We start from the raw sequence: 26,824 nt of genomic DNA, 5'->3' as shown, positions 1-26,824 counted from the left end.
CATTACCCATAAGAGAATGACGTAATGACCCAACGAATATTTCATTCAGGATGATTATCTGCTTCCACCACCGGCAGGGCGACGGTTACCCGGAACACGACGTTTGGGTTGTCCTTGTCCTCCTGCATCGGTGCTTCCACGCTGTCTGCCTCCGCGGCCAGATTCAGACTGGGCTTCCGCTTCGAGGCGACGGGCTTTTGCTTCATTTTCGTTATTGCTCTCTTCGGTTTCTTCTTCATCTTTAGAAGCCTGGCGTTCTGCCAAACCTTCAGCAATAGTAGCTACGATATAATTAACAATGATAGCGATTGACTTAGTGGCATCGTCGTTGGAAGGGATGGCAAAATCCACTTTATTGGGATCGCAGTTGGTATCAACCATACCAAAAGTAGTAATACCCAGGCGCTTGGCTTCTGCCAGTGCAATATGCTCATGCCCGATGTCTACCAGGAACAAAGCAGCCGGCAGGCGACCCAGTTGAGCGATACCACCCAGTACTTTTTCCATTTTATCCTTATCGCGACTCAAAGTCAGACGCTCTTTCTTGGTGAGGCTGTCGGCGCTGCCATCTGCCAGCATTTTTTCAATGCTCTGCATTTTCTTAACGCTCTTACGAACCGTATTGAAGTTGGTAAGCATACCACCCAGCCAACGCTCGGTAGCATAAGGCATGTTCACACGCTTGGCGCACTCGCTCACGATTTCTTTCGCCTGCTTTTTTGTAGCAATGAACATGATCTTCTTACCGCTTTTCGCAATCTGTTTAACAGCAGCGGCAGCTTCCTGCAGGTGATCCACTGTTTTATTCAGGTCGATGATGTGGATGCCTTTCTTCTCAGCGAAGATATAAGGCAACATCTTGGGATTCCACTTCTTTTTCAGGTGACCAAAGTGTACGCCGGCCTCCAGGAGTTGTTGTTGCAGTGAAGTGTTATTTTCCATTGTATTGATTGTATAAGTTGTTATAATTTAATAATAACCACAGGAGCCAACGATTAACGCTTGCTGAACTGGTAGCTTCTACGTGCTTTCTTGTGACCGAATTTCTTACGCTCAACACCACGGGGATCACGCTTCAGCTGGCCTTCTGCTTTCAGAGCAGGACGTAATTCAGCATTTACTTCCAGCAATGCACGGGCAATACCCAGTTTGGCTGCTTCGGCCTGGCCTTTCAAACCACCACCGGTTGCATTGATCACCACATCGTACTTACCAAACACATCGGCAGTTTTCAGTGGAGCTTCCACCTGGTTCTGCAGGTATACCAGCGGAAAATATTCTTTATAGTCCCTGTCATTTACAGTGATCTTACCCTCACCCTTGCTAATGAATACGCGGGTAACGGCTTCTTTACGGCGACCAACTGCGTTTTTTTGTTTTTCCATTTATGTTGGAATTAAAGTGTTTTAAAACGGTTGATTTAGAATTTAAATTCTTTGGGTTGCTGTGCAGTATGCGGATGGTTGGGACCGGCATACACGAACAGTTTCTTGATCATTTTGCGACCCAGGCGGTTCTTAGGCAGCATGCCTTTTACCGCTCTTTCCATGATCACTTCAGGACGACGCCTGATCAGGTCCTGGGCAGCTTCTTCTTTCTTACCACCGGGGTAGCCGGAGTAGTTGATGTATTGTTTGTCTTCGAACTTGTTACCGGTGAAGACTACTTTTTCTGCATTGATAACAATGACATAATCCCCGCAATCTACGTGAGGTGTATAATACGCTTTGTTCTTACCGCGAAGAGCAGCAGCGATCTTGGATGCAATACGACCTACGGTTTGATTAGTACCGTCAACCACGTACCAGTTGTGCTGCACGGTAGCCGCATTCGCATGCTTTGTAGTGAAATGAAGTTTACTCATAATCTTTATTTTTTTGTTCAACCGGCGCTATCCCGACGGTTTTTAAATGGACGGCAAAGGTACGGCCACAGCAACCGATTTTCCAAGGAATTTGCGAAGTATTTTAAATGAAATCTTTGCAAATTATTGATAATCAATAAAAAAATAGCGTCTCAAAAATCATCACGCCTATTTTACCCACTCCGCTACAGCCGAAGCACAGCTATTCATATTTGTAACATTATTTAATAGCCTTAAAAGTTGGCAAATTACCAACTTTTAATACCTTTGCTTTATGATCGTAAGCAAGGGTGCAGGTACAAAACCATTGCTTATGCTTATTATCAACGGAAGGCTACTGGATTCGTTTGCCCTTGCCCATGCTTCTACAAGAAAAAGTCTGGCAGCATGGAGAAAAGCAACCAAAGAAGCTTCCTGGAAAAAGAAACAGGATATACTTTTTTCTTTTCCCAATGCAAAAGTCCTGGGCAATAACAGGGCAAGATTCGAGATACAACACAATAAATACCGTCTGATTGCCGAAGTGTTTTATGAAGATGGATTGGTGGAAGTAAGGTTCATCGGCACGCATACGGAATATGATAAGATCGATCCTTTAACTGTATAAATATTGAATTATGTCAGATTGGTTCTTTATCGAAAACGAATCCGAGTATCAAAAAGCGATGGAGCGTTTTCAGGAAATTAAATACGCCGAAAAAGGCAGTATGGAGTACAGGGAGAAAATGTTACTGGCTCACCTCATCGACCGTTATGAAGACAAAACATCTTCGCTCCCCGAATTAGACCCCATCGAATTCATTAAAATTCGAATGGAAGATTTTGGCTATAAAGCCACTGATCTTGCCAGAGCATACGGAGACAAAGGCACCGTTAGCAAGGTGTTGAATTATAAACAACCGCTTTCCTTAACGATGATCCGGAAATTTAGTGAGATATTGCACATCCCTGTTGAAGCGTTGATCAAAGAATATAAACTTCAATCCTAGCATTTTGGCATTCAGAAAACTCCAGGCAACACATCTTTTTACCGGATCGGAGATGCGCGGTAATGATGCTGTACTGGTCATCGATGAAACCGGGGTTATCAAAGACCTGGTATCCCTGGCAGATGCCGGTGATAACGTTGAATCGTATAAAGGCATCCTTTCACCGGGATTTATCAATTGTCATTGCCACCTGGAGCTCAGTCACATGAAGAGTTTGATACCCGAACAAACAGGACTGGTCGATTTTGTTTTCCATGTAATCACCCAACGGCATTTCCCTGATGCTGAAATACTGGAACATATTACCCGTGCAGAAGATGAAATGCTGCAAAATGGTATTGTAGCAGTGGGGGATATCTGTAACAATACACTCACCATTCCGCAAAAACAGTTACAGCGACTGGCATATTATAATTTCATTGAAGTAAGCGGCTGGCTTCCCGCTCTGGCAGAGCAAAGGTTCCAACGGTCTTTCGGGTATTACCAGGAATTCAAAAACCTGAACGCCTGTAATCCCCGTTCGCTCTCCCCACATGCCCCTTATTCGGTTTCCGAAGAATTGTGGCATTTGTTACAACCTCATTTCAACAATAAAACCATCACCATACATAACCAGGAAACGGCTTTCGAAGATGAACTGTTCGAAAAAGGCAGCGGCGGTTTCTCCCGTATGTATGAAATAATGCAATTGGATACCTCTTTCTTTAAACCCACTGGCAAGACCAGTCTGCAATCTTATTACAGCCAGTTATCGAATGCCCGACAAGTACTCCTCGTTCACAATACATTCACTAAAGAGCCCGATCTGTTATTTGCTAAAAGCCAGGCAATCGCTAACAGGCAGACCCTGTTTCATTGCCTCTGCATCAATGCAAACCGTTATATCGAAAACAGCATTCCTCCGGTTCAGCTCCTGCGCGACTGCGATTGTACCATCGTGGTGGGCACAGACAGCCTGGCCAGTAACCACAGTCTGAACATTCTTGCAGAACTTCAATCGATCACTAAATATTTCCCCCAGGTGCCGCTCAACGAATTATTACGATGGGCAACCCTCAACGGCGCAAAAGCATTGCAGATGGAAGATGAACTGGGAAGCTTTGCCAAAGGCAAGAGGCCGGGCGTTGTATTACTCGAGGGTAGTGATGGGAAGATCGATGAAGCTACTACTGTTCGGAGGATATTATAGGAGTTGTTAGTTGTTAGAAAAGACATCCTCTAACAACTATCAACTGACAACTAACTCAACACTTCCTGTAAAACACCCAGACTCCTCATTTCACCAAAATCAGCTACATGCAGTGCGATATAGGTTTGAAACGCTTGTAAAAGTTCCCGCCTTATTTGCCTGTTCAACGATATATGATCAAGATCATTGTAAAACTGTAACGATAATAACTGGCCTGCTATCTGGGCTAACTGGCCTGCTATGTAATAAGGATGTGCAGGTTTTTCCAGGATAAAAATTCCTTCCTGTAAATCCAGTACGGGCGTCTGTGCATGATAAGTGCCCTGCATCTGGAATCCCAGTTCGCTTCCCAGGTGGAGAATGAAATACAGTGGCAGATTGGCTACCAGTGTATCTGAGCCTTTATCGAGTTGTTTAAGGGTATCTTCTATCAGGTAGAATAATTCCGGGTTAGCTTCCGGTTGTTTGAGGCTGTGCTGCAGTAATTCTATCACGTACATGGCAACTGCATTCCGCAGCACATCGAACAATAATCTCTCGTAGAGATAAGCCCACTGGAACTCTTTTACAAACTGTAATTGTTTGAGTTCGTTGTGATACACTTCCATCTCCAGTATGGCTGCCGGCTGAAAATAAACTGCTTTGCCCGCTGAGGTCTTACTGCTTTGCCTCACCCCTTTTACAATATAACTCTGCACCCCAAACAATTCGGTATATACCGTGGTAATGACGCTTGTATCGCCATATTTTACGGTACGCAACACAATGCCTTTGGTAGCATGTATCATAGGCTTCAGATCGCCCCGGTAAACTGCTTCAGGAAGCGCAGGTCGTTCTGGGAGTAAAGGCGCAGGTCGTTCACCTGGTATTTCAACTGGGTGATCCTTTCCACACCCATTCCAAAAGCAAAACCGGTGTATTTATTCGGATCGATACCAAAATTCTCGAGCACTTTCGGATGCACCATACCACTGCCCAATATCTCTACCCAGCCGGTATGTTTGCAAATATTACATCCGTCACCACCACAGATCAGACAGCTGATGTCCATTTCGGCGCTGGGTTCAGTAAAAGGGAAATAACTTGGCCGGAAACGCACTTTCACATCCTTCCCAAACATTTCCTGCACAAAAAAGTAAAGTGTTTGTTTGAGGTCGGCAAAACTTACATTCTCATCGATATACAAACCTTCTACCTGGTGGAAGAAGCAATGTGCGCGGGCACTGACCGTTTCATTACGATACACCCTGCCCGGACATATCACACGGATGGGCGGTTTTTGTTTTTCCATTACCCTTGCCTGCACACTACTGGTATGGGTACGCAACAACCAGTCGGGATTGCGGCTGATGTAAAAAGTGTCCTGCATATCCCTGGCCGGATGGTCTTCCGGCAGGTTCATCGCGCCGAAATTATGCCAGTCGTCTTCTATCTCAGGCCCTTCGGCCACAGCAAAACCTAATCTTTTAAAAATGGATACGATCTGGTTCCGCACCAGGCTGAGCGGATGGCGTGAACCTATGGCAACAGGATCTCCGGGTAATGACCAGTCGATCTGGTTACCATGTGCATGGTCTTCCTGCGCACCCAGGGATTTCAGCGTTTCGTAACGTGTTTCAGCAAACTGCTTGAATTCGTTCAATACCAGTCCGAATGCCTTTTTCTGTTCATTCGGCACATTCTTCATTTCACCCATCACTTCTTTTACCAGCCCCTTGGTTCCCAGGTATTTGATGCGAAAAGCTTCCACCGCTTCGGCAGTCGAAGCCTCATACGCAGCCATTTCCTGCTTGTACGCCTCTATCTGTTGCACTAATTGTTCCATGGGAACGAAGATAGAGATAAAATAAATGAGTACATTTGCTTCGAAGAACGAACATTACATGGAATATAATACCAGCAGGAATTACCTGGGCATGAAGGAATATGGTCGCCACGTGCAGAAGATGGTGGAATACCTGCTTACCATAGAAGACCGCGAAAAAAGACAGCGACAGGCACAGTCGGTGATTGAATTGATGGGATTTCTCAACCCGCACCTGAAAAACGTAGATGATTTCAAGCACATGTTGTGGGACCATCTTTTTTTCATCAGCGATTTCAGCCTGGATGTAGACAGTCCTTACCCCATCCCCCAAAGAGAGACTTACAAGCAAAAGCCCGATCCGCTTCCTTACCCGAAGCGTAATCCCCGATATGCCCACCTGGGTAAAAACCTGGAAATGGTCATCGATAAAGCGTTAAAACAGGAAGACGCTGAAAAGAAAGCAGGTTTTGCCCATGCCATTGCCTATTACATGAAACTGGCTTACAGCAACTGGCATAAAGAACTGGTGCATGACGATGCCATCCGCAGCGAGTTGAACAATATCACCGGAGGTGAGCTGGAATTCAGCAACACCCCTTTTATCAAACACCGCAACCAGAATTTCGAGCGTGATGATTACGGTACCGGAAACCGCGGCCGCTGGCAACAGAATTTTGGCGGCAGAAACAACCGCAACAACCGGAATAATAATAATAACAACAACAACAACAACCGCAACAATAACGGAAACCGGAATAACAATAAGAACCGGCAGTTCAAAAAGCGGTTCAATTAATGTAATAGTTGCTCCATAGGCAATGGCTCAATAACAACTTAACTACATGAGTTCCTTCGAAGTAAGGGGAGGCAAACAACTGAAAGGAGAAATTGTTCCGCAAGGGGCAAAAAACGAAGCATTACAAATCCTGTCGGCAGTGTTGCTGACCGCTGAACCCGTTACCATTGCCAATATACCCGATATACTGGATGTTAATTTGCTCATTGAACTGCTCGATGAGATCGGCGTTAAAATTTCCCGCAGCAACAGGCATACCTGCACCTTCCAGGCCGACCAGATAGACGCAGATTACCTGGCTTCCGATGAGTTCAGGAAAAAAGGCGGCCGCCTTCGTGGAAGCGTAATGCTCGCGGGGCCTATGTTAGCCAGGTTTGGCAAAGCCTATATACCCAAGCCGGGCGGCGATAAGATCGGGCGCAGAAGACTGGATACGCATATCATTGGTTTTGAAAAACTGGGTGCGCGATTTGAATACGATGAATTACACAGTTGCTTCAAATTGAGTTCTCCGCGTTTACGTGGTGCATATATGTTGTTGGATGAACCTTCTGTTACCGGCACTGCCAACATTATCATGGCAGCCGTATTGGCTGAAGGCATTACTACTATTTATAATGCTGCCTGTGAACCTTATGTGCAGCAACTGTGTCAAATGCTCAATCGCATGGGTGCACGCATCCGTGGCATCGGCAGTAATCTCCTCACCATTGAAGGAGTAAGCAAGCTCGGCGGCACTACGCACCGCATGTTGCCCGATATGATTGAAATAGGCAGCTTTATTGGATTAGCAGCCATGACGCAAAGCGAGATCACCATCAAGAATGCCGGCGTGGAACACCTTGGTGTTATCCCTGAAAAATTCCAGCAATTGGGCATTCAGTTTCAAATAAAAGGCGATGATATTTATATCCCTTCGCAAGACGTTTACGAGATACAAACATTCATGGATGGAGGCATCCTCACGATATACGACCATCCCTGGCCCGGATTTACGCCCGACTTGTTGAGTATTGTACTCGTAGTAGCTACACAGGCAAGAGGCAGTGTGCTCATTCACCAGAAAATGTTCGAAAGCCGTTTGTTCTTTACCGATAAACTGATCGATATGGGCGCACAGATCATTCTCTGCGATCCGCATCGCGCCACCGTTATTGGCCTTGGCAGGAAACAGAACCTGCGGGGTATTACCATGACCAGTCCCGATATCCGCGCAGGACAAGCCCTCCTCATTGCCGCATTGAGCGCCGAAGGCAAAAGCATCATCCAGAACATTGAACAAATCGACCGCGGATACCAGTACATTGACGAAAGGCTCAGGAGCCTTGGAGCTGATATAAAGAGAGTTGTTAGTTGATAGATGTCAGTTGTGAGAATAAAACACCTTCTGACAACTAACAACTAATATTTAGCTGCTTGTCCCGGCTTAGGAGTAGATTGCTTAATAAATTCACGAAGGCGTTCATTGCTCGTAGCCAGGTCTTCCTTGCGCAGGTACATCATGTGTCCGCTGCGGTAACCTTCCCAACTCATACGGTCTTTCAGTTTGCCGCTGGGGTCCATCTGCCACATGCTGTATTTCGCATTGAAATAATCACAAGCCCCATCATAGTAACCCGATTGTACCAATAAATGCAGGTAAGGGTTTTCGGCCATCGCCTGGCGCAGGTTCTCACCCGTTTTGTCATTACTACCATCCCAGGGATGAACGGGACCAAACATATAATAGTCCAGATCAGTCTTGTAGTTTAATTCTTCTCTCAGGTACATATTGATAGCCGGAGTGAATGAATGCAACCAGGATGTGAGCTCTGCGTTATAATCGGGATAATCGCCTGCGTTTTTGCGGTCGATACCCAGGTAGCGGGAATCGAGACGACCAACAGTCTGCCCCTTGCTGCGCAACAATTCTTTCCAGAAATAGCCTGCAGGAACATCAAGATTCTGATCCAATACCTGTTGTACTCCTATCCCGGAATAGCGGGCAACTTTTTCGGCAATCTCTTTTTTCTTGTTCTCCGTTAAAGAGCCGCCGAGCGCAAGTGCAGGAATGAATTCATCCACCGTAAATTTTTCTACTTCAGGCAAAACAGCCGTCAGGTCTTTTTGTTGCAGATCAGACGCCAGCGCTTTATGATACCAGGCCGTTGCCGCGAAATAAGGTAATCGCAATGCGGCGCTCAATGGCCCGTCTCTCTCGATACCCAATGTAGTAGGCGACACCAGTATAACCCCGTTCAGGTAAATCCAGTGGGCATTCTGTAATTCCAGCGATAGTCCGGATACACGGGTAGTACCATAACTTTCCCCAATAAGGTATTTGGGTGAAGCCCAACGTTTATAACGGCTGATAAAAGTGTTGATCCAATCGGCCAGGTATTTGATATCGGCATTGACACCAAAAAACTTGGACGTAGGCACATCTTTCGACAAAGGCCTGGAGAAGCCGGTATTTACAGGGTCTACGTAAACAATATCTGCAACATCCAGGATCGAATTCGGGTTATCCTTGAGACCATAAGGTTGTACAGGATTGCCTTCGTCATCAACCTTGAGTATCCGCGGTCCGGTATACCCGATTTGCATCCACACAGAAGCGGTTCCGGGACCTCCGTTGAAAGAGATCATGAGGGGTCTTGCTGAACGATCGCTCACATCGGACCGCTCATAGTAAGTATAGAAAATACCAGCAATGGGCTTTCCCTCTTCATCCCATACCGGCAGGGTGCCGGCAACTACTTTATAAGGCACTCGCTGTCCCTTGATCGTAATTTCGTTTTTGGTAACAACAGACGATTCAACCTCAACCGCCCTTTTATGGGCATTCTGCTGTTTATCGTTTTTGGAAGTAGTATCGGCTGCCGCAGGCTTCTGAGCATGAACACTGGCAAGGCAAGTAATCAGCAATAGCAATGACAGTAATATTCTCTTCATGTTAGTTCTTGTTAGTTCCCGTGAATAGGTTCAACGGAGACTAAAAATAGGGAATATTATAGAAATGACTAGCGGAGCAACTGATAACAGAACCATTCTTGCCGGGGCAGGTGGAAAGGCCCTTTGAAAAGATTGCCTTTGGCCGTTTGGGCAATACTTCCGTCGCGATGCAGGTATCCATACCATTCTCCGTTCACTTTGTCGTGGAATTTATCATAAGCGTAGTCATGCACCATCTTGTGCCAACGGGCATATTTTTCGTTGCCCGTTAACAGGTGAGCCATGAGCGTAGCGATGATGACTTCATTGTGCGGCCACCAGAATTTCATGTCCTGCCAGTATTCCTGCACGGGCTTCCCATATACATCCCTGAAATAAAGGATGCCGCCGTATTCTTTATCCCATCCCCGCTCCCACATATAATCCAGCATGGTGCAGCCGAGGGTGATGAGTTGTTGGTCGTTATTGCGATGCATAGCTTCACGAAGAATGAACCAGGCGCCCTCGATGGCATGACCGGGGTTGAGGGTCCGTCCATCGATATGATCGATGATACTTCCATCCGGCGCCACCTGTTCCATCACACATTTGATGTCGTGTTTAACAAAATCCGTCTCAATTTCTTCCATCCATTTTTCAATCCATTCATCACAGCGCGGATCACCGATGGTATTCCTGATCTCCTGCGCCGTATTGATCATGATCATAGGTACGCCGATACCTTTGGCAGGTCTGGTATGTGTGAATTTGGGTGGCAGCAGTCCCGGGGTTGACGCATATTCAATGCATTTTCCAAAAAGCTGTCTGGCCTCTGCAGCAATTATTTCACTTCCGGTAGCTTTGGCGTAAGCTGCAAACCCAATAGCTGCAAACGTTTCTGAAAAAAAATACCGTCTTTTGCGGATGGGCTTGCCTTCTCTTGTTACATGAAAAAACATTCTTCGGTCTGTATCAAAGCAATGTCGTTGTAAAAATTCATACCCTAGTTTAGCACCATCCAGCCATTCCTGCCGGGGTTCAATGGTATTGTATAAGGTGGATAATGTCCAGGTAGCACGGCCCTGTATCCATACTGCTTTATCGTCATCGATCAGTGCTCCGTCTGCATCACGCATGAACGTATAACCACCGTATTCATGGTCATAAGAACGCGGGAACCAGAAGGGTATCGTATCATTCACCAGTTGATTATGGTAAAACGTCTTCAGTCGCTGCAAATCATCTTGGGTATAACTCATGGATGTAATTTTTTTGAAAAAGTAGATGCAGGCAGCCCGTGTTCATTAACGAGATTGGCCCGTGTAAAGGGCTGCCAGGCATATAGTATTTTTTGAAAACGTTCGCCAGGCGGTATTTCGATCCACGCTTCATTTGCATGAATAGAAGCGGCTGCTGCAAAACGAACACCTTTGTCGTTCACGAGTTCAAACCCGGTAGGCGTTTTACCATTGCCGGTTGACAATCTTCTTGCATGAGAGAACTGCAAAATCATTTTCTGCCCCCGGATATCGGTGCCGATAAGTTCCGGTCCGTTTGCCGCAACCGGTCTTTGGTAGGTATAGTGCAGCGCCAGCGCTGCCAGGCGGTCGGCCACTTCTTTTTTCCTGGTTGGATTTACATTCAGAGAATCTCCCAGATCAAGCGTCACCGCCATTCCCGTACCGGGTATTTCCTTAACCATTTGTCTTTGCAGGTCGCGGAAAGATGGCCAGGAAGGCCTGTCGATGCTGGTCAGTTGTACATAATAAAAAGGAAATGCCGCGCCCCATTTTTTCCGCCAACTGTTCACTAGGGCAGGGAAAAGGTGATGGTATAGTTCCACATTGTGCGCATTGCTTTCGCCCTGGTACCAGATCACTCCTTTTATTGGAAACGAAGTGAGCGGCTCTATGGCCGTTTCATAATTATAGCAAGGCTCATAAGGATGCCGTTGTTTGTCGTTCGTTGCATTCCGCAAATTAACCGACGATCTTTCACGACAGAAGTCCTGGTAAAAATCAGATTTTCGCCAGTTGTTCAGCTCATCTACCAACAGCGGATCCTGTTCCATGGTATGCCTGTCTATCCATGATTCAATGGGAGATCCTCCCACCGAAGCCTGTATCAATCCAATGGGTATATTTTCTTCTTTCGCCAGTCTCCTCCCGAAATAATAGCCAATGGCCGAGAAATCGGCCGCTGCACTGGAATCACAATCTTTCCAATTGCCCGAGAAAAATTCACCCCGGTTCGTTTTTACCAATGTAAGAGAATCCCAGGCACTGTTATCTGTTTGGGCAATTGCCTCCAGCCTGAATAAGCGGATATTCCTGTGAACCGCATTCACGCCTTTCAATTCCTCCTTGCCTCCTTCTGCATTTTTCAATTTAAAATCCATGTTCGACTGGCCGGAACAAAACCATACATCTCCGATAAGAATATTTTCTACAATGATTTTTTGATGCCTGCCGGTGATGGAAAGTTCATACGGACCGCCATGCTCCATAGGAGGCAGCATTATTTTCCATTTTCCGTTTGCATCAGTTACGGCAGATGCATTGTTGCCTGTCAATTGCACTTCTATTCTTTCACCTGCATCGGCAGTTCCGTATACAGGGATGGGTTTCATTCTGCCAGGTCATTTTCTTTAGGGCGCAGGAAATAAAGTTGTACCACCAGCGCCACCAGCACAATTACGGCCAGCATGGCAAAGTCCCTGCCCAGATGCCCCCCGTCGGTTGATTTGCCCAGCAGGTTGGTGATGAAGGCGCCGGAAAAAACGCCTACCATATTCATCATTCCATAAGCGGTAGCCCTGCTTCTCGCCGGTACAAACTGGCAGAGAATGGGCATATTGTTCGCATCGAACATGCCGTAACCAAAACCAAAACAAAGAGCCGCACCCACAATATGAATCAGTGTGTGACCCGATCCCAATAATAAAAGCGCGGGAATGGTCAACGCAATGCCAATGGCACTGGTGTACACCCTTCCGCGGATATTTTTCTGTATCCATTTATCCGACAATATTCCTCCGGTGATCACACCCAGGAAAGAAGATGAGGCGATGGTGATGGTTGATAAAGGACCTGCTTCTGACATGGGGATGTTCAGGTTTCCTGCAAACAGGGTAGGTAACCAGTTCTTGGTAGCCCATCCGGGTAAACTTGGCACGGCAAAATAGAACAGTATAACCCAGAAAGCCATATTGGAAAACAGGGGTACCAATCCTTTCAAAAATGAAACACCAGGTGTTGCCGGCTGCGTAGCGGGAACCATTTCTTTTTTCCTGTACTCTTTGAGGCCAATCATCAATGCACAAGCGTAAACAATCCCGATCATACCAAATGAATGAAAAGTAGCCTGCCAGGAATAACTGGCTGCTACTGTAGCGCCAAAGCCGCCAATGGCCTGGCCCAGATAAAAACCTGTCATATGAATGCCTACTGCAAGTGACCGGGTTTTATGCTGATGATAATCTGCAATCAATGATAGTCCGGCGGGTATATACAAAGCTTCGCTTACTCCCATGATGGCGCGCAGCCAGTATAACTCGTTGAACGTGCGGGCATATCCCATGGTGAAAGTAACGCCCGACCACACGAAGAGACTACCAACGATCAACCATTTACGATTGAACTTATCGGCTATGATGCCAGAGACCGGACTCATGCATCCATATATCCATAAAAATATGGCCATGAGGTAACCGAAATTCGTGGCCGACTGCAACTCGGTAATATCATGCTGCATCGCGGGCTTCATGGTCGACAACATTTGCCGGTCCATATAATTGAGCAGCGCCACACCCCAAAGCAGGCCTACTACAACCCATGAATATGTCTTGGATGGTTTCATTGTTTATCCGGCAGTATCCTGCCTACCATGATTTTAGGAGTACGCACACCTGGTTTTATTTCTCCGCTCGGAATAAAAATATACGCTTTCCATTTCACCAGTGTCGTGGTTACCTGTGCGTTATCGGGTAACTCACCTATTTTTTCCCATCGATCGTTTGTGGTGTGGTAGAGATAAAGGTTCCTGGAAAAACCGGAGTGATGGTGGATCAATGACAGCTTTTCTTTCTGCAGCGCCTGTTTTTCAGATTCAGATTGTACCAATGCAATATGTGCGTTATACGTTTCTATTTTATGAAAGGTAAGGCCGTTATCACCGCCCGGCAGCAAAATATAGTCGGCACCCAGTGCAACACCTGTACCGGCAGACAGGTTGGTATTTTTATTACCGTCGTTGATCGGATGCTTTTCTTTCCATTGACTAATCGCAGGATCGAAGCAAAAATTGGTATGGTGCAGTTTGCTGATGCCCGAGGCTGATGCGGTTCTTCCGCCTATGACGTACACGCAATCATGTGTGCCATCAGACTGTGCTACTGCTACTGAATGCGACATGGCAACCGGTATTGAAGGTAATGTTTCCCACTGCGGGTTAGCAGCCGAAAGATTGAGCCGAAAGAAGGCCTCCGATACCTTGCCTGTTGTTTCGCCGCCTGCTACATAAATACTATCTCCGATATGGGTAACAGCCGCGTTTGCAATAGGTATGGGTAATGAAGGAAGTTCCCGGAAGATCACGCTTTGTTCAGCATCGTTCCACTGCATCAGGAATACCTGGTTACTGTAAGTGGCTGCACCTGTTTCACCACCAATGCATACAACACCAGCGGGAATGGTAACACTTGCCCCATAGGCCATAGCCTGTTTTAAACGAGCATCGCGCGCATGGATCCAACTGAAACCTTTTTTCTCATCCAGCTTCAACACATAGATTTCGTTGTGGTATCTTTTTTTTCCTCCTTGCCAGGGCATGGCATCCGGAAAATTAGCTCCGCCGGCAACCAGGAGCACCCCATTGTGCACGCCGGCGAATACACCGGCAACGCCTATTTGTTTTGGTGCACCTTCAGGCGCTGGTAATATAAGATCTGATGACCATTGAATGTATTCAGATTTTCTCCCCTGTGCAAACAACCCGGCATGTATCATGATGGAAATGAAAAGAAAGGAAACGTATATGAATTGCTTTGTAGGCAACATTTTTTACAGCTAATTTAATCATCTTGCACTGAACTGGCTGAAGCCCAGCGCCGCCACATCGGCGCTGAACCTGGCAAACTGTTCGGCGCTCATGTTCCTCACAGGCAGCCTGAATTCACCACAATCAACACCAACCAGTTTCATGAATGCCTTACCGGTTGCAATACCTCCGTATTTACCCAGCAGATGTATCATGTCTATCGACTGTTGTTGCAGCATACGTGCTTCTTCAAGTTGGTTACTATTGAATGCATTGATGAGATCGGAATAAAGAGGGGCTGCATAATTGTAGGTACTGCCTACTGCGCCTGTTGCACCTATGGCCAATGCCGACAACATATTTTCATCACGACCCCACAACATGTCGTACCGGCGGTTGTCGAAATTCAGGCAGGACTGGAAGTCCATAAAATCTTCGTGCGTGTATTTGATGCCGGCGAAATTGGGCAGTTTGCCGTGTAGTTCCTGCAACAGGTTGTACATGGGAATGTCGACCCCGGTGAGCACGGGTATATGGTAATAATAAAACGGCATATCCGGTACGGTTTGCGCAACGGTTATGCAACACTGTACCAGTGTTGCGGCATCAGCCGGTTTGAAATAAAATGGCGCCGTGAAAGCAACTGCGTACATGTTTGTGCTGCGTGCATACCTTGCAAGCTCCATGCAATCGGTCAAACTGGTGCCTCCCAACAGTGGCATCACTTTGAAATCCATATCTCCTTTGGTGCAGGCGCCCCATGCTTCTATCACTGCTTTCTTTTCTTCCAGGCTTAAGGATACGCCTTCTCCGGTAGACCCTACTATGAAAGCCCCCTTTACGCCGTTGCGTTTTAAGAATGCATAATAAGTGGGGATCAGCGACAGATTCACCGATCCGTCTGCATACATGGGTGTAAAAGGAGCTGCTATCAGCCCGCTTAAATGTTTAATGGTCATTGGTTTCTTTTATTACTATTCTGAGATGCTTTCCATTTGTTCGTTCACAGTTGTTTGGATCATATTTTGTTCTAATAAATGTAAGCATTGATGCCATTTAATCCGGTTGCAGTAAAAATGACCGGAGACGAGCTCCGGTCAACCGCTCTATCTAAATAACCATTCGCAAATCGTTCCTGCCAGAACACAGGCAGGGAACGAATGGCGCTGATACTCAAGAATACCGGGCTATCAGTATCCGGTGGTTTGTGTCAGCAGAGGATCATTGTTCAGCATGCTCATAGAAATGGGCAGCAAAAAAGTAGGTCCTTTACCTGAGTTAACCGTTGCAGGCGACAGGTATTTGGGATCAACATATTTGAATACCCATTTATCTCCAGCCCTTCTCAAGCCAAACCAACGTTTGCCTTCGCCAATGAATTCTCTTAACTGCTCTTCCAGAACGGCCTGTATATTATCGTCGATCGTGCTATTTACATAAGGAATATAAGTGGCTCCATAAGCCCTTTGCCGTATCTGGTTGATTTCGGCCGAGGGGTCCTGCCCCAGCTTCGCTTTTGCTTCCGCAGCCATCAACAATATTTCTGCATAACGGTAAATGGGGTAATCGTTATTATAAACCTGGGTGGTACCCGATGTAGATCCGATCCATTTGGTAAGCAATACACCCCTGGTGGCATAAGGTGCACTGGTGCTGTACATCACTTTAAAGCTGCCGTTGATCCGCTGGTCGGCCGGTCCGCCTGTCAACTTGTTGATCATATTCTGATTCATACCACAACGGTTGGCTCCATTCACATAAGGATAGATGCTGGAAACCGTAGGCGCGTTGGGTACCTGCTGAAATGAAAGCGTGGTCGCCTGTATGCTGTTGACCTGGAAGGAACCAAAGGTTCCCATCTGCGCCTGGTTAAGTTCATAATTCAGCGCAAAAATGATTTCCGGGTTATTCGCTTTTTTTGTAGGGTCGAATATATCTGCATAATTCGCGTCCAGGTTCAATGTTGCGCTCTGCATGCCTTCTAATTCCTGTAAGGCCGCCAGTGCCGTATTCAGGTCATTGGTTCCGCCACCCATCAAAGTGCCCGACCACAAATACACATCTCCTTTCAACGACAAGGTAGCAAGCCGGTTCCAGTAAACCCTTTTACCGGCCGGCAGCGCGTTGTTGCCGTTGAACAGGGTGAGCGACTGGTTGATGTCGTTTTTGATCTGTAACATGATAGAATCGACTTTAGTGCGTGCCTTATAGGTCTGTGCCGCATTATTGATCGTGGAAATGGGTGTTGTATTGAGGGGCACATCTCCCCATGTACGCAGCATGGTATAATAAATGTATGCCCTGAGGCCGTACATTTCGGCCAATGCCTGGTTCTTTACTGCAGATGATAAAACCGATACCTGCGGATACAAGTTGATAACGTTATTAACCTGGTAAAGCAGATTGTAAAAGCCACCCCAGTTATTTGCCGGCACATTCAGTGCGCTGATGTTATGGGTATAATATTGTGAAAGGCCTCCATCGACAGACTCGGTAAACAACCCGTCTGTCCATATTTCGCTTCGCATTTCACCCAATGCAAATAAAGTACTGTTATAACCTCTTAGCGATGCATACACACCTGAATAAAGCGTTTGTGCAGCGTTGGGGTCCGATAAAGTAAGGGCGGTACTGATCTGATCCTGCGGGATCACATCCTGTAAATCTTTTTTACAGGATGTGGCGCCTGTCAGCAGTCCCAGGCCCAATATGATAAGTATTGAAAATCTATGCTGTTTCATAATACATTGTATTGAATGGTTCTCTGTTGAATCATAATTAAAGTGTAATGTTCACGCCCAGTGTCAGCCTCCTGGGAAGTGGAAATTTGCCATTGTCCACACCACCCACTTCAGGGAAGTTGCCACTGTATTGTGTCAGGTAAAACAGGTTGCTTCCTGTTGCAAACAGGCGGAGGTTATGCACTTTATTATTCAAGGCTTTTCTCAATAATGCAGGAGTCATGTCGTAGCTCAGTGTAAGCTCCCGCAGGGCCAGGTAATCTCCTTTCTCCCAAAACTCTTTAAAAGGATTGTTGCCGGATGCATCGGTAGCATAGTTCCTTCCCTGGTTGGCCCAGTAGAACCTGGGCAATGTGCCGTTCGGATTGGTGGGCGACCATGTCTTCAATGCATCTACGGTTGAGTTCTGTGAACCCTGCACCTGGCTCAATCCCCTTAATTTCTCATTATTAAGGATCATGAAGTTCAGCGCATAATCGAACTGTGCATACAGGCTAAAGCCTTTATAGCCTACCATTGTCGAAAATCCGCCTAGAATATTGGGCACTGACCTGCCTACATAAGTAAACTGGCGGCTGTCAATGGTGTCGTTCTTGTATACCTGGTTCCACATCGCATCACCCAACTGGTGCAGGTTCTTATGTATGTAAGGCATAAACGCGTTGTATACACTGGCATCCTTGCTGAGATCGGCGGCAGATCTGTAAATGCCGCTATAGCTGGGCGCCCAGATTTCATCGGTACCTACCCTGCTGCCTTCCTGTAACCCGGCTACCTGCATTAACTGGCCGGGATGATTCGGATCCCATACCTGTATGGTGCTCTGCCTGTTTCCGGGAAGCCCGTTGTAAGGCAGTTTCACTACATAGTTTTTGAACGTATAGAAGTTGGCGCTGACATCAACACTCAATCCATCTGCTTTCACCGGCTTGATGATTTTCGCTTTTACTTCCAGTTCAATCCCTTTGTTCCTTAACTGGCCAAGGTTGGTAGTAAAAGAAGTAAACCCTGTTTGTGCAGAGATGGGAAGAGAAGCGATCTTATCGTATACATCGCGCACAAAATAATCGGCGATCAATGTAACGCGGTTGTTCAGGATACCAATGTCCACACCTACATCGAACGTAGACGCTTTCTCCCATTTCAGATCGGTATTGATATAAGAGGGCGCATAAATTCCTCCCAGTCCATTGTAAATACCCGCCGATGAATATACCTGTGCGGTGGCGTAGTAACCCAACGGATTGATGCTGCCGTTCTGTCCCCAGCTCACCCTCGGTTTCAATACATTGATGTATTTACTCAGGAAGCTTTTTTCAAAAAAATCTTCTTTGTGCATATTCCATCCGGCCGATATACCGGGGAATAAACCGAAGCGATTATTAGCAAGCCTTGAACTGCCATCGTATCTGAAGTTGGCAGTAAGAAAGTATTTATTGAGATAACTGTAATTGACCCTGCCGATGGCCGATGTAAGCCTGTCCCATGCATTGAAATCAGAAGAAGCGCTGACAGGATTCTGGATCACACCGTTTACCACGCTGGCGGGAAGCGATGCATATAACCAGGGGATCAAGTCGGTAGGCGCCCCACTTGCACTGGCAGAGAAGCTTTTTTCGGTAAACTCGTAAAATTCACCTCCTCCCAATACCGACAGTTTGTGGCTACCGAAAGATTTATCGTATTGCAGGAAAGCGTTGTAAGAATACTGAACATCATTGTAATTGCTGAACGATGCAGGCCTGGTGGTGTTGAAAGCGCCGCCGTTGCCCTGCTGATATGCCTTGGTAAATGCATTGGCATTGTTATACAACAGGTAACCCGATCCCGAAGCCAGGAACTTCAAAGAAGGCAGGATACTGTATTCAATGTTCAGGCTACCTGTGATCCTTTGCTGTGAACTGTTGTTATTGTACAACTGGCTCCAGTAATTGGGATTGCCCAGCGTATTGTCATTCGGGCCCGGCAAAACAGCGCCGGAAGTATCATTGGTATATCGCACTGTAGGTGCCACACCAATGAACCGTTGCATCAGTCCGCCGGCGCCGCCACCCGCAGGATCCACATAAGGTACCAACTGGCTCACAGTATAAGCAGAAGTGCTCATGGACACTTTCAGGTTTTTCCCCACATTGAGACCGCCGTTAAAATTCATGCTCAGCCTTTTCAACGATGAGCCGATGATGATGCCATTGTCTTTTGCCATACCTAATCCCAATGAAAAGCTTCCCTGCTCATTGGCCCCTGATAAATTCAGGTAATGTTCCTGGGTGGTCTGCTGCTGCAGGATCATATTTTCGCGCGTCTTTACATCGAGGGAGTGATACAGAATACTATCCATCTGACCGGCTATAAAAGGGTTCGGATCGATCAGCAAACCCCATTGCGGATTGCCGATGTATTTTCTGTTCGCAGCAGATACCAGTTGAGTTGAATACAAACCGATGGGTGTGGTCCAGGCATTGTTCACCGCCCAGCCCCATGAACCCAGGTTTTGTCCCCTGTCGGTAGCCGCAGCGCTGTTATTGCCATCGGCAAGATCAGCCTGGTAACGGCTGGCGATACCTTCCCTGTTCTTGGAAATATATTGTGCTGCCGTTAAATATTCCAATGGATTCCGGCGGATATAATTGGTTGTTTGACGGAAGCTGTAGTTTACCTGGGCTTTGCCCTTCTTACCTTTTTTGGTAGTAACCAGGATAACGCCGTTGGAAGCGCGGGCACCGTAAATAGCCGTAGAAGCCGCGTCCTTCAACAGGTCGATGCTTTCCACATCGTCCATATTGATACCATACAAACTGGGCACGATCACACCATCCATTACCACCATTGGACTACCGCCGCCGTTGAAATCGGTACCACCCCTGAATGAAATGGAAGGCGTTGTTCCGGGCTGGCCAGTGGACTGCTGTATTTTCAATCCGGGCATTGTACCCTGTAAAGCAGTGGCCACATTGGTACTGGGGGAAGATTTGAGTGCATTCTGGTCGAGGCTGGTTACGGCGCCCGACAAGGTCTGCCGGCTTTGTTTACCGTAACCCACCACCACCACTTCGCCCAGTTTTGATACATCTGGTTTCAGCTTGATGCTGACTTCATCATTATCACCTACCCGCCATTCCTGGGAAATGAAACCGGTGTAGGTGAAAAGGAGCTGGTCTCCTTTTTGGGCCAGGATCACAAAGGTTCCATTGGGTTGCGTTTGGCTAACACGTTTTTTTCCTTTTACGGTAACGGTTACACCGGCGAGCGGATTATTGTCTTCCTGTGAAAGAATGGTACCGGATACTTTCCGGTCCTGCGCTTGCAGCGCTGTAGAGCAAAGAAGGGCGAGTAAGCAGATCATCCCCTTCCATAGCATAGTCTTTTTTCGATTCATGGCAACTGTTTTGGCTTTATGTATTATGTATTACATATACACAAACATACAGAAATACTTATTCGGTCCAAATTTATTTTTAACCGTGGGTGAAATCGGCAGAAAGCCGCATGCTTACTGGGCTTCCAACACGTCTTTTACAGGTATTTTCTGGAAAACCAGGTTGGCCTGGCTTCCTTCGTACAGGAGCCCCAGGTGGTCTTCATCAATGGAAGTAAGTGTTGGATAACCGTTGCCTGTGAGATCATCCACTATCAATTGCAAGTTTATCGGCCATGTCAAACCCATATCCAGGCTGGCTTTGATGGTCATGCGATCCCGGTGTTTGGTATCATCAGGATTTACAAAGAACAAAACAGTTTGTCCATGATAAATATGCTTGATGATAGAAGCATTGCAGACAGGATCTTTCAGGGCCTTCCGCGAAGAAGGATGTTCCGTCCAGGTTTTACCCAGGTCCTGCGTAGTGAAGATCGTTCTTGCAGTACCTCTGTTATCGCGCATATTCAACATCAGTATTCCGGGTGTTGTCTCCACCACCTGCGCCTCGGTGGTATTCGGATAAGCGGCAGAGCCAAAATGCCAGCTCACACCGTGATCTTTGCTGTAGAGTATCGTGGAATGGGGCAGCTTGCTGGAGTCTTTGAACTGTGCCGGGAATACCAGCGTGCCGTCGTGCATGCTGATGCCCCTGCCGGGTCCCTGAAAACACAATGTCCAGGAAGGGTCTTTCACCTGCGCAGTGATATTGATGGGGGCCGACCAGGTTTTGCCATCGTCCATGCTTTTCACCAGCATCAATTGCCCCGTTTGCTCGGGCGCCACGCCAGGCTGTGAAGCAGTCCATGCCCGCTGTTTAGGATAGCCGTGCAACCAAAGGGCAGCAACCCAAAGAGTGCCTGTTTGCCCGTCTACTAAAACTGATGGGTCACCTATACCATTTTCATCTTGCGGGCGGTTGCCATAAGTACCCATGTCCATGATGGTTTGCATTGGCTCCCAGGTTTGTCCGCCGTCTGTACTTCTACTCATCCCTACATCTATATTACCCTGCAGGTCTGCCGAATTATTGTAGCGGATATCATACACGGCAACCAATGTTCCCAACCGGGTGGTAACCAGTCCGGGAATACGGTAAGTATTCACTTTATCGTCGCCCGCTTTTCGTAAGGCGATCCCGATCCGTTGCGGTATGCTGGTAAAGTCCGCCCCGATCCGCTCCTGCCTGCCATCCAGCACAAGACTTTCCGGCAATGCATTGATGCGGTTCAGCAGCCCGGCTCCATTATCCAATTCTGCGGATAACCAAAGATGATGTACGCTGTCTTTCAAAGGAAGGTTCGTGTGCAATACAACTTTTTCGCTTTCCGGCACAGCGGTTGCCACCAGCGCCCGGGTATTGAAAGCACTGTCATTCCCGGTATCATACAACCGCAATATTTTGATATCCTGTATACGGGTGGTTCCGGTAAGCCTGATGCTCAGTCTCATCAGTGTTTTTCCGCGCCCGGCTATACGCACACGCACCAACTGGTTATCGGTCTTCCCCACCAGCACCGGCACCCGGTCCTGGTGAACAACAACGCCCGCAGGCGTCTGGCTGATTTTACTTACTTTGTTACAGGTAGCATATACACAGGTGAGCATGACCAGGATGGGCACGAATCTGATGGCAATCTTCATAAAAAATTTTTTCAAAAATATAATATGTAATACATAATACATAATTTTAGTTTATCTTGGAATTCATTCAATATCTTTACCCTTTAAAGAAAGCCACATGAGTACAGCGTCAGCTAAACCGACTTTGCAGAGCAAACTCAAACCCATCGTGAGTTACTCGCTGACCGACCAGGTTGAGACCAAGTTATTGGAGTTGTTTAAAAAGGAGAACCTCAGAAGCGGCGATCCGATTCCCAAAGAGAACGATCTCTGCGAAGCCATGGGTGTGAGCAGAACTGTTATCCGGGAAGCGCTTACCCGTCTTAAAACCATCGGACTCATCGAGTCTAAAAAGAACAAGGGTATGATCCTCACTGAGCCCGACCTGTTGATTGGTCTCGACAAACTGATCCAGCCCAATATCCTCAGCGAAGGCACTTTACAGGATATGTTTGAAATGCGGCTGGTATTGGAGATGGGCATTGCAGAACTCATTTTTGCCCGGATACAACCGAAGGATATTGCCGATCTGAAAGCCATTATAAAAACGGAAAAAGAATACCAGCATAATTTTGAAATGGATTTTGAAGCCAAGTTCCATGGCAGGATATATGAAATCGCTCAAAACAATACACTCACACGTTTTCAGTCGATGTTGCTACCCATCTTTAAATATGTACACGACAAAGGCTTCAAACTGAAGAAGGAAGAATTACCCAAAAACTATGTCACCCACGCCGCCCTGGTGAAAGTGCTGGAAACCGGCGACCCGGAGAAATACAGGGATGCTATGAAGCGCCACCTCAAAGTACATTTCGACCGTACCATCAAGGCAAAGAAATTAAAATAGCAAAGGAGCCAGTTGGGCTCCTTTGCTTACATCGTTACAACATATCCTGTTAATAGTCGTCGTTCAGCGCAAATACAGGTTTACGGTACATCCATTGTCCGCCTGTGAAATCAGGGAAATCTACCGTTTCATTACCCAATTCAATTGATCTTTCACTCAATGGTGTGATGGCGCTCCAGGCAGCAGCATCATATACATCCAATGGTGTAGCCGTTTTACGTTTGATCGATTCAATGAATGCATGCTCTACAAAGAAATCCATCCCACCATGACCGGCACCGGCACTTTCTTTGCTCCAGCGGGCCCACAGCGGGTGATCATATTTGTCAAGCCAGGTTTTTTCATCATCCCATATATCATTCTTGGCCGACTTCCCTTCTATATAAATACTCCTGTTCACATCCATCCACAAACCTTCGGTACCCTGTACACGGAAACCCAAAGAATATGGTCTCGGCAAATCGGTATCGTGCTGCAATAAAATGGTTTCGCCGTTTGCACAATTGATAGAAGTAGTTACCACATCACCCAGTTTGAAATTCACTTTTGCATTGGGATGGTTTTCGCCACCCACTTTTACTATGTAATTGTGCAGGCCCCTTGCTTTGGAAGAGAAAGAGCAGAGCGATAAGAAACGGTTGCCCCTGTTGATGTTGATGTATTGAGCAATCGGTCCGATACCATGTGTAGGATAGAGGTCGCCATTGCGCCGAACGGAATGCTCTGTTCTCCAGTGCGCTTCTGAATAACCTTTTTCACCGAATTCCGCGCCCTTCGTATACGGACCATTTCCATCATTGAATTTCACTCCACGCAGATCGTGCTGGTAACCACCCTGCAAATGGATGAGTTCGCCAAACAAGCCCTGCCTTACCATATTCAATACCGCCATCACGTCGCGGCGGTAACAAACATTCTCCATCATCATTACATGTGCGTCGTAGCGTTCAGCGGCTCTCACCACTTCCCAGTGGTCCTCGAGCGTGATACCCAGTATCACTTCTGTTCCTACATATTTAATACCCGCCTGCAGTGCACCGATAATCATAGGCTTGTGCCATTCCCAGGGCGTTGCGATCACAATACCATCCAGCTTTTTACTGTCCAGCATTTTTTTCCAGGCATAGGGATCTCCGGTATACACTTCCGGCATTTTCTTTCCGGCTTTACTCACCATCCCCCTGGCTGTATTCAACACTTTTTCGTCCAGGTCACAAATAGCTATCACCTCCGTATCATCCCTTCTTAACAGCAGGCTCAGGTGCGAGAGGCCCCGCTGCCCAACGCCAATGATCCCTATCCTTACTTTATCATCTGCCACCGGGTGGGCAAACAATTTACCGGAAGATAAAACAGCGGTTGCTGCCGTTGCCAGTCCGGCTGTTTTTACGAATTCTTTTCTGTTCATTGTTTTCTATTTGGAGTATAAAATTGCTGATTGATAAATTGTACGCAAGTCACGTTATCAGTATACAGCGCTGTATCCGGGTCATCCGTCATCACGTGTTCAGCGCTCAATGTTGCCAGTGTATTGCCATAGCCATCAAAAGCTTTCAGCTTCAGGAACTGTTTACCTGAAGCTTGCGGTATCATCGTAAGCACAATTTTAGTGCGTGAGAAAGTAATATTTTGTTCGATGGGTTTGAAAGAAACCGCATCGCCAATAAACAAATAGCCATCCTTTGTCATACCGGCCTGCAATACAGCAACGCTTTCACCATTCTCCAGCCTTTCAGACAGCCGGAAGCCCGCATGGATAGGCGTTTCATTGTTAGTCGCTATATCCAGGAAGCACAATTCAACACTGGCCGTAAAATATTTGGGTGCAACAACAGCAGGTGGCCGTCTGCCTGTTTCCGGCGTAGTAACACCGGCATTGGCAGCATGCGCAAATAATTTTTTAAAGATATCCCTGCGGTTCATGCTTATTGATCTTTCGTATTGAATTTAGGATCTACAAATTCCCATTCCCTGATATGTGCCTGCTGGTGTTCTTTTTTAACGATCGCCTGGAATTGACTGATCAGTTCAGGATGCTGTGCTGCAAGATCGGTTGTTTCATTGCGATCCGATTCGAGATTGAACAATAACCAGGGCTTTTCGGGGTGATGTCTTACATCCAACTTTACACCTTTCCAGTTTCCTATGCGAATGGCAAGCTGACCGCCATTCTCAGGGTATTCAAAATACAAATATTCATGCTTTTTTTGCGCCTTCGTATGGTCCTTTAACTCAGGTAAAAAAGAAATACCATCGGTATGCCCAACTTTTTGTCCTGTTAGCTCGGCCAGTGTAGCCACCATATCGAACTGTGCTGATACCAGCCCGCTGGTAGTTCCCGCAGGAATCGTACCCGGCCACCTGGCAATCAACGGCTCACGTATGCCCCCTTCAAACAGATCCATTTTTTGTCCGCGCAACCCACCGGTACTGTTGAAGAAAAACCGGTCAACCCCTCCATTGAAAGCGGCACCGTTATCGCTCGAAAAAAAGACCAGGGTATTATCATCCAGACCCAGTTGTTTTATTTTTTCCATGATGATACCTACCTGCGCATCCAGGTAACTGATCATGGCTGCATAGGTAGACAATGGGTATTTGCAGGCGGCATAGCCTGCCTGGCCATAATAAGGCTGTTCATTGAACTGGCCGATATATCGTTTCACCCATTCGTCGGGCGCCTGTAAAGACACATGCGGAATAGTATAGGGCAGGTAAAGAAAGAATGGTTTGCGGGCATTGCGTTCTATAAATGCAAGCGCTTTTTCAGTCATTTTCGCCGGTGCATAGTCTTTCCCTTTGAAATAATCGAAATCGGCATCGGTAGCTTTAGCAGAATCAACGCTTTTGTGCACATAGATACTGGGGTTGCGCAAAGTATCCCAGTGATCATTTTCCCAGAGATGGGTAGGATAATAATTGTGCGCCTGTTTCTGATCCAGGAAACCGTAGAAATAATCAAACCCCTGCTTCAATGGAAAACCTGTAGTATTGACCATACCCATGCCCCATTTCCCAATGGCGCCCGTTGCATAGCCGGCCTGCTGCATCAATTTTGCAATGGTAAAACTGCCTTCCGGAAGCGGCATTTGCCCGCCTTCCAGGCTATCGGCAAATCCTCCCATTTCATAATTGCCATGTATGTAAGTGTGGCCGCCATGCTTGCCTGTCATGAGCATACAACGGGCAGGTGCGCAAACAGGTGTGCTGGTATAATGATCGGTGAAGCGCATGCCTTCCCTGGCCATCCGGTCGAGATAAGGTGTGCGGATCTTTTGTTGCCCATAACAACCCAATTCTCCATAACCCATATCATCTGCATAGATATAGATCACATTAGGTGTCTTTCTTTTGGGTTGAGACCAGGCATGTATACACGATAACTGGAACAGTACCAGCACCAGGCTGGCTTTCATCATGAATGAAGGTTTGTATATACGCATGGGCATCCGCATTCGTTTTAGACGATCAGGCAACGGTGAAAATAAGCCTTTCGAACCTATCCCTTTTATGCAAACGGTTGATTAAATTTTAAAGCCTCCCGAATGATTTTGGCTGTATCTTACGCACTTCAACCTTATTTTTCAACGATCTACC

At 46.8% G+C, this 26,824-nt stretch carries 23 protein-coding genes; 6 read left to right on the top strand and 17 right to left on the bottom strand.

Going from position 1 to position 26,824, the window contains the following annotated elements; genetic code table 11:
• Window positions 1-54: 54 nt before the first annotated feature.
• The 3 genes from rpsB to rplM are packed head-to-tail and all read right to left on the bottom strand — an operon-like array spanning window position 55 to window position 1,864.
• Window positions 55-942 carry a 30S ribosomal protein S2 gene (gene rpsB, locus BLU98_RS16165; RefSeq protein WP_092726796.1) on the bottom strand — a complete coding sequence of 296 codons (888 nt, stop codon included), beginning with the start codon at window positions 940-942 and terminating at the stop codon, window positions 55-57.
• A gap of 53 nt (window positions 943-995) precedes the next feature.
• Entirely contained in the window at window positions 996-1,385 is a 390-nt protein-coding gene (gene rpsI, locus BLU98_RS16160) for a 30S ribosomal protein S9 (protein WP_092726794.1), read from the bottom strand.
• A 35-nt stretch (window positions 1,386-1,420) separates the two neighbouring features.
• Window positions 1,421-1,864, bottom strand: coding sequence for a 50S ribosomal protein L13 (gene rplM, locus BLU98_RS16155; protein ID WP_092726793.1), 444 nt, complete (start codon window positions 1,862-1,864; stop codon window positions 1,421-1,423).
• Window positions 1,865-2,177: 313 nt separating this feature from the next.
• On the opposite strand from rplM, the gene BLU98_RS16150 reads away from it, so the two are divergent.
• From BLU98_RS16150 to BLU98_RS16140, 3 genes are read left to right on the top strand one after another with little or no spacing between them, the layout of a single operon-like run.
• Complete coding sequence (locus BLU98_RS16150) at window positions 2,178-2,471, top strand: type II toxin-antitoxin system HigB family toxin (protein WP_026772581.1); 294 nt, start codon at window positions 2,178-2,180, stop codon at window positions 2,469-2,471.
• 10 nt (window positions 2,472-2,481) lie between these two features.
• Complete coding sequence (locus BLU98_RS16145) at window positions 2,482-2,853, top strand: helix-turn-helix domain-containing protein (RefSeq protein WP_092726791.1); 372 nt, start codon at window positions 2,482-2,484, stop codon at window positions 2,851-2,853.
• A 4-nt stretch (window positions 2,854-2,857) separates the two neighbouring features.
• A complete protein-coding gene (locus BLU98_RS16140; protein WP_139173987.1) occupies window positions 2,858-4,042 on the top strand; it encodes an amidohydrolase family protein in 1,185 nt (394 codons plus the stop codon).
• 50 nt (window positions 4,043-4,092) lie between these two features.
• On the opposite strand, the gene recO is transcribed toward BLU98_RS16140, so the two are convergent.
• On the bottom strand, window positions 4,093-4,830 hold the full coding sequence (gene recO / locus BLU98_RS16135) for a DNA repair protein RecO (RefSeq protein WP_092726786.1): 738 nt from the start codon (window positions 4,828-4,830) through the stop codon (window positions 4,093-4,095).
• Between the two features lie 5 nt (window positions 4,831-4,835).
• Entirely contained in the window at window positions 4,836-5,867 is a 1,032-nt protein-coding gene (gene pheS, locus BLU98_RS16130; protein WP_092726782.1) for a phenylalanine--tRNA ligase subunit alpha, read from the bottom strand.
• Window positions 5,868-5,892: 25 nt separating this feature from the next.
• Between pheS and BLU98_RS16125 the strand changes: the two genes are divergently transcribed.
• Both BLU98_RS16125 and murA read left to right on the top strand, forming a co-directional pair.
• Entirely contained in the window at window positions 5,893-6,645 is a 753-nt protein-coding gene (locus BLU98_RS16125) for a DUF4290 domain-containing protein (protein WP_257575063.1), read from the top strand.
• 46 nt (window positions 6,646-6,691) lie between these two features.
• Window positions 6,692-8,002, top strand: coding sequence for a UDP-N-acetylglucosamine 1-carboxyvinyltransferase (gene murA, locus BLU98_RS16120; protein ID WP_092726778.1), 1,311 nt, complete (start codon window positions 6,692-6,694; stop codon window positions 8,000-8,002).
• A gap of 44 nt (window positions 8,003-8,046) precedes the next feature.
• On the opposite strand, the gene BLU98_RS16115 is transcribed toward murA, so the two are convergent.
• The 9 genes from BLU98_RS16115 to BLU98_RS16075 form a co-directional block, all read right to left on the bottom strand.
• Entirely contained in the window at window positions 8,047-9,579 is a 1,533-nt protein-coding gene (locus BLU98_RS16115) for a S10 family peptidase (protein ID WP_092726775.1), read from the bottom strand.
• A 68-nt stretch (window positions 9,580-9,647) separates the two neighbouring features.
• Complete coding sequence (locus BLU98_RS16110; RefSeq protein ID WP_092726770.1) at window positions 9,648-10,817, bottom strand: AGE family epimerase/isomerase; 1,170 nt, start codon at window positions 10,815-10,817, stop codon at window positions 9,648-9,650.
• Window positions 10,814-12,187 carry a sialate O-acetylesterase gene (locus BLU98_RS16105; RefSeq protein ID WP_092726767.1) on the bottom strand — a complete coding sequence of 458 codons (1,374 nt, stop codon included), beginning with the start codon at window positions 12,185-12,187 and terminating at the stop codon, window positions 10,814-10,816. Before BLU98_RS16105 ends, BLU98_RS16110 begins: the two co-directional genes overlap by 4 nt.
• On the bottom strand, window positions 12,184-13,416 hold the full coding sequence (locus BLU98_RS16100) for an MFS transporter (RefSeq protein WP_092726764.1): 1,233 nt from the start codon (window positions 13,414-13,416) through the stop codon (window positions 12,184-12,186). Before BLU98_RS16100 ends, BLU98_RS16105 begins: the two co-directional genes overlap by 4 nt.
• Entirely contained in the window at window positions 13,413-14,615 is a 1,203-nt protein-coding gene (locus tag BLU98_RS16095; protein ID WP_257575062.1) for a kelch repeat-containing protein, read from the bottom strand. Before BLU98_RS16095 ends, BLU98_RS16100 begins: the two co-directional genes overlap by 4 nt.
• 18 nt (window positions 14,616-14,633) lie before the next feature.
• Window positions 14,634-15,554, bottom strand: coding sequence for a dihydrodipicolinate synthase family protein (locus BLU98_RS16090; protein WP_092726763.1), 921 nt, complete (start codon window positions 15,552-15,554; stop codon window positions 14,634-14,636).
• Between the two features lie 231 nt (window positions 15,555-15,785).
• Window positions 15,786-17,336 carry a RagB/SusD family nutrient uptake outer membrane protein gene (locus BLU98_RS16085; RefSeq protein WP_092726761.1) on the bottom strand — a complete coding sequence of 517 codons (1,551 nt, stop codon included), beginning with the start codon at window positions 17,334-17,336 and terminating at the stop codon, window positions 15,786-15,788.
• Window positions 17,337-17,373: 37 nt separating this feature from the next.
• On the bottom strand, window positions 17,374-20,715 hold the full coding sequence (locus BLU98_RS16080; protein WP_092726759.1) for a SusC/RagA family TonB-linked outer membrane protein: 3,342 nt from the start codon (window positions 20,713-20,715) through the stop codon (window positions 17,374-17,376).
• 114 nt (window positions 20,716-20,829) lie between these two features.
• Window positions 20,830-22,398, bottom strand: coding sequence for a sialidase family protein (locus BLU98_RS16075; RefSeq protein ID WP_257575061.1), 1,569 nt, complete (start codon window positions 22,396-22,398; stop codon window positions 20,830-20,832).
• 97 nt (window positions 22,399-22,495) lie between these two features.
• Between BLU98_RS16075 and BLU98_RS16070 the strand changes: the two genes are divergently transcribed.
• Window positions 22,496-23,227, top strand: a complete 732-nt coding sequence (locus BLU98_RS16070; RefSeq protein ID WP_092726752.1) for a FadR/GntR family transcriptional regulator — start codon at window positions 22,496-22,498, stop codon at window positions 23,225-23,227.
• A 49-nt stretch (window positions 23,228-23,276) separates the two neighbouring features.
• Here BLU98_RS16070 and BLU98_RS16065 read toward each other — a convergent pair whose 3' ends face one another.
• From BLU98_RS16065 to BLU98_RS16055, 3 genes are read right to left on the bottom strand one after another with little or no spacing between them, the layout of a single operon-like run.
• Window positions 23,277-24,635 (bottom strand): Gfo/Idh/MocA family protein, encoded by a 1,359-nt coding sequence (locus BLU98_RS16065; protein WP_092726750.1) that lies wholly within the window; start codon window positions 24,633-24,635, stop codon window positions 23,277-23,279.
• Window positions 24,632-25,150 (bottom strand): hypothetical protein, encoded by a 519-nt coding sequence (locus BLU98_RS16060; RefSeq protein ID WP_092726747.1) that lies wholly within the window; start codon window positions 25,148-25,150, stop codon window positions 24,632-24,634. Before BLU98_RS16060 ends, BLU98_RS16065 begins: the two co-directional genes overlap by 4 nt.
• 2 nt (window positions 25,151-25,152) lie before the next feature.
• On the bottom strand, window positions 25,153-26,676 hold the full coding sequence (locus tag BLU98_RS16055) for an arylsulfatase (RefSeq protein WP_257575060.1): 1,524 nt from the start codon (window positions 26,674-26,676) through the stop codon (window positions 25,153-25,155).
• Between the last annotated feature and the right edge of the window lie 148 nt (window positions 26,677-26,824).

This window comes from Hydrobacter penzbergensis, from assembly GCF_900106985.1.
Classification (GTDB): Bacteria; Bacteroidota; Bacteroidia; order Chitinophagales; family Chitinophagaceae; genus Sediminibacterium; species Sediminibacterium magnilacihabitans.
Note: the sequence above shows the minus strand (reverse complement) of the source record. Positions and strands in the feature narration are given on the sequence as shown.